This is a genomic window from Streptomyces milbemycinicus (genome assembly GCF_002154605.1).
Taxonomy (GTDB): Bacteria; Actinomycetota; Actinomycetes; order Streptomycetales; family Streptomycetaceae; genus Streptomyces; species Streptomyces milbemycinicus.
Genome location: NZ_MUNE01001058.1, coordinates 1 through 4,013, shown reverse-complemented (window position 1 = coordinate 4,013; position 4,013 = coordinate 1). Strand labels below are relative to the sequence as shown.

3 protein-coding genes and 1 pseudogene are annotated in these 4,013 nt (G+C 72.2%); all 4 read left to right on the top strand.

The features are described 5' to 3' along the window. Positions 1-632, top strand: a 632-nt coding sequence (locus CCN51_RS50935) for a MetQ/NlpA family ABC transporter substrate-binding protein (RefSeq protein WP_086861209.1), incomplete at its 5' end; no start/stop codon positions are given. A 160-nt stretch (positions 633-792) separates the two neighbouring features. Continuing rightward, positions 793-1,443, top strand: a complete 651-nt coding sequence (locus tag CCN51_RS50930; RefSeq protein ID WP_043486431.1) for a GNAT family N-acetyltransferase — start codon at positions 793-795, stop codon at positions 1,441-1,443. A 344-nt stretch (positions 1,444-1,787) separates the two neighbouring features. Then, positions 1,788-3,041 (top strand): precorrin-6y C5,15-methyltransferase (decarboxylating) subunit CbiE, encoded by a 1,254-nt coding sequence (gene cbiE, locus CCN51_RS50925; RefSeq protein ID WP_014175048.1) that lies wholly within the window; start codon positions 1,788-1,790, stop codon positions 3,039-3,041. A 303-nt stretch (positions 3,042-3,344) separates the two neighbouring features. After that, positions 3,345-4,013 (top strand): annotated as a pseudogene (locus tag CCN51_RS56800) (nicotinate-nucleotide--dimethylbenzimidazole phosphoribosyltransferase); the annotation flags it as partial.

The following is a 4,013-nucleotide window of genomic DNA, read 5'->3' as shown; positions in this document are numbered from 1 at the left end:
TCAAGGAGTTCACCGACTACATCCTGCCGAACACCGCCCTCCAGGAAGGCTCACTGGACGCCAACCTGTACCAGAACGTCCCATTCCTGGAGAACTTCAACAAGACGAAGGGCACCGACCTGGTGTCCGTGGCGGATATCTATCTGCCACCCATGGGTGCCTACTCCAAGCACATCAAGGACATCTCCGCCCTCAAGACCGGGGCGACCGTCGCGGTGCCCAACGAGACCACCAACGAGGGACGCGCCCTCAAACTGCTCGCCGCCAAGGGGCTCATCGAGCTGAAGAAGGGCGCGGGAGTCACCGCGAGCCCCGCCGATATCACCGCCAACCCGAAGAAGCTCACCTTCAAGGAGCTGGAGCCGGCCCAGCTGCCGCGCTCTCTCGACGATGTCGACCTGGCCGTCATCAACAGCAATTACGCGCTCGACGCCGGACTTGATCCGGCGAAGGACTCGGTGCTGCTGGAGTCGGTGAAGGGAAACGAATACGCCAACGTTCTCGCCGCGAAGAAGGGCAATGAGGACGACCCGCGGGTGAAGAAACTGGCCAAGCTCCTCACCTCGCCCGAAGTGCGGAAATTCATCCAGGAGAAGTACAAGGGGTCGGTGCTGCCGGTCACCGGCGGTTAGCCCACGCCCTGGCGATGGCTCCGTATCCGAACGGCACAAACGGATACGGAGCCTTCCGCTTGGCCACCCCGTGCTGCATTTCTCTCAGGCGATGCTGCATGCTGGGCTCTTCCCGAAGCCTTGGACCCCTGGACCCTGGACCCCGGTTATGGAGCGGCGCATGACATCCACCTTCCCGGACATTTCCATCAGTACGGAACGGCTGGTGCTGCGCCCGTTCGAGGAGGCGGACGTGCCCGCGCTCACGGAGATGATGAACGACGAACTCGTCACCGCCTGGACCTCCGTGCCCCATCCCTACACCACCCGCGACGCGCGCGAGTGGGCACTGCGCACCGCGCCCGCCGAGCGCACCTCGGGCCGCGGCATCGTCTTCGCCGTCGCCGAATTCCTCACCCAGCGCCTCGTGGGCATCGTGCACCTGAGCAACACCGACTGGCGCGTGCTGGCCACCGAGGTCGCCTACGTCACCGCCCCCTGGGCGCGCGGCGAGGGCTACGCCTCGGAATCCGCGCTGGCCGTCGCCCGCTGGCTCTTCCAGGACCAGAAGTTCGAACGGCTCGAGCTGCGCACCGCCGCGGACAACACCGCCTCCCAGCAGGTCGCCCAGAAGATCGGCTGCATCAGCGAGGGCGTCCTGCGAAACGCCTGGATAGCGCGCACACAGACGGAGGACGGCGGCTGGATCGAGGTGCGCACCGACGTCATCGTCTGGAGCCTGTTGCCAGAAGACCTCCAGGGCGTGCACGGCGGCCCGATGGAGGACACGGACGGCTTCAGCGCGTACCCCACGTACTCCGACTGGAACTGACCACCCCGGCGCACGCCCGGCCCCTGAGGCCGGGGCGTGCCTCACCGGTGGCGCGCCCCGCCCCCGGCGCACTGCCGCTCCAGGCGCGCCCTCGCCCCAACGCGCCCTGAACTCAGGCCCCGCGCCTCCCACCAGGGCCCTGCGCCCCCGGGCGCATGCGCCCTGCGTCCGGAGGTCCGGACCAGGCGGGATAGTCTCTCCAGGCCCGAGCACCGCGCCCGAGCACCGCGCCCGAGCACCGCGCCCGAGCTCCGCGCGCCCCCGCGCGGCGGCGAGCGCACCGGCGCCGGCCACCTCCGCGGCCGCCCGCCGCCCACCCGCGACACCCTGGGAGACATACGACGATGGCCGACCGCGTCACGGTGATCGGTTGGGACGGCTCCCCGCTCACGGACGCGGCCCGCTCCGCTCTCGGCGCGGCCACCCTCGTGGCCGGCGCCGCCCACCACCTGGCGCTGCCCGAAGTCCCGCCGGGTGCCGAGCGGATCAGGCTCGGCAGCGTGGACCTCGCCGCCCGCCGGATCGCCCAGCACCGCGGCTCCGCCGTGGTCCTGGCCGACGGTGACCCCGGCTACTTCGGCGTCGTACGCGCCCTGCGCGCACCCGAGCACGGCCTGGAGGTCGAGGTCGTGCCCGCGGTCTCCTCCGTCGCCGCCGCCTTCGCCCGGGCCGGGATGCCCTGGGACGACGCCCAGGTGGTCGTCGCGCACAGCCGCGACCTGCGCCGCGCCGTCAACGTCTGCCGCGCCCACCCCAAGGTCGCCGTGCTCACCTCGCCCGGCGCCGGCCCCGCCGAACTCGCACTGCTGCTCGGCCCGGTACACCGCACCTTCGTCATCTGCGAGGCCCTGGGTACCCGGCACGAGCGGGTGACCGTACTGACTTCCGACAAGGCCGTCGACCACACCTGGCGCGACCCCAACGTCGTCATCGTCATCGGCGGCTCCGGCGCGGCCGCGGCGCGCAGCGCTCCGGCCCCGGGCGCCGCGCGCGGCGTACTGCAGGGCGGAGGGTGGCTCGCCGGGCGCGATCCGGGCTACCCGGGCGCCGTACGCGGCTGGGCGCTGCCGGCCGCCGCGTACGCGACCGTCCTCGGCGAGAGCGAGTCCCCTCAGCTGCGCGCCACCCAACTGGCCCGCCTCGGCCCCCGCGTCGGCGACCTGGTCTGGGACATCGGCGTGGGCAGCGGCGCGGCGGCGGTCGAGACGGCCGGGTTCGGCGCCGCCGTCATCGCCGTGGACCGCGACCGGGACGCCTGCGAGCGCGCCGCCGCCCTCGCCCGCCGCTTCGGCGTACAGCTCCAGGTCGTCCACGGCACCGCGCCGCAGGTCCTCGAAGACCTGCCCGAGCCGGACGTGGTGCGGGTCGGCGCCGGCGGCCCCGCCGTCGTCGCCGCGTGCGCCGACCGCCGCCCCGAGCGGATCGTCACACATGCCGCGACACGGGACGAGGCGGAGGCCGTCTGCCGGGCGCTGGAGGACGGCGGCTACGCGGTCGAATGCGCCCTCCTGCAGTCGGTGGAGCTGGACACCAGGGTGTGGGCGGAACGCGAGCGTTCGGTGGCCTTCCTGGTGTGCGGTCACCGCCCGCACCTGTGATTTCGCCCTCTGACGCTGCCCCCGGTCACCACCGGTATGTGCCCTTGTGACCCTCGCCCCGATGAGCGTCGCCGAGCGGCGCCCGAGGTAGGCTGGCGGATCGTTGTACTGCCTGTGCCGCTGCCCGGCGTTCGGCGCTTTATCGGCCAATGGCCGGAATGCGTCCCCCTCTTGGCGGGCCGCGGTAGGCAATGCCTCGGGCGTGCTACGTGCCGCGCACCGCGTGCGCTCGTTCTTGCCTCTGAGGCTTGCTCTAGGCGGTAGGCGGTTGGAAGGAGCACTAGCGATGGGCGAGGGGTACGCATGACCGACACCGGCCAGGTCCCGGGCGAGGGACTGCCGGAGAACGCGGGCGGACGACTCGGACAGCCGCATCCCACGGATGTCCACACCCCCCCTGCCGACGCCGGCTTCATCGAACAGCCGCAGTCCGCGTACACCTTCCTCGACACGCACGACGCCGGCGGCGTGGAGGACGACCTGCTCCTCATGCCCGGCGCCCAGGGCGCGTGGAGCGAGCACCAGCCGCAGTACCACGCCCCGCAGGCCCCGTACCAGCAGCCCATGACCCACCTGCCCGGCGGATACGAGACCGGGGCCTACGAGATGGGCCCGGCGGGCTACGACGCGGTGCCGGCCCAGGGCTACGGCCCTTACGACCAGGGGCAGGCCGAGCCCTATGACCAGGGGCAGGGCGGCCCCTACGACCAGGTGCCCGGCGGGGCCTATGACCAGGTTCCGGGCGGGGGATACGACGCGGGGCCGGCCGAGTATGTGGACGCGGCGCCGGGTGAGTACGAGAACCCGGGACAGGCCGAGTTCGGGAGCGCGGGACCGGCTGCGTACGGAGACTCGGGAGCTGCCGAGTACGGGAACGCGGGGCCGGAGGCCGAGTTCGCAGAGGCGGGCCAGGCCGAGGCCGAGTACGAGGACGCGGGACCGGCCGAGTACGAGGACGCGGGACCGGCCGAG

Bases quoted from the DNA above. Each gene is read 5' to 3' on its own strand.
- cbiE (WP_014175048.1), top strand. From the start codon at position 1,788: ATGGCCGACCGCGTCACGGTGATCGGTTGGGACGGCTCCCCGCTCACG.
- CCN51_RS50930 (WP_043486431.1), top strand. From the start codon at position 793: ATGACATCCACCTTCCCGGACATTTCCATCAGTACGGAACGGCTGGTG.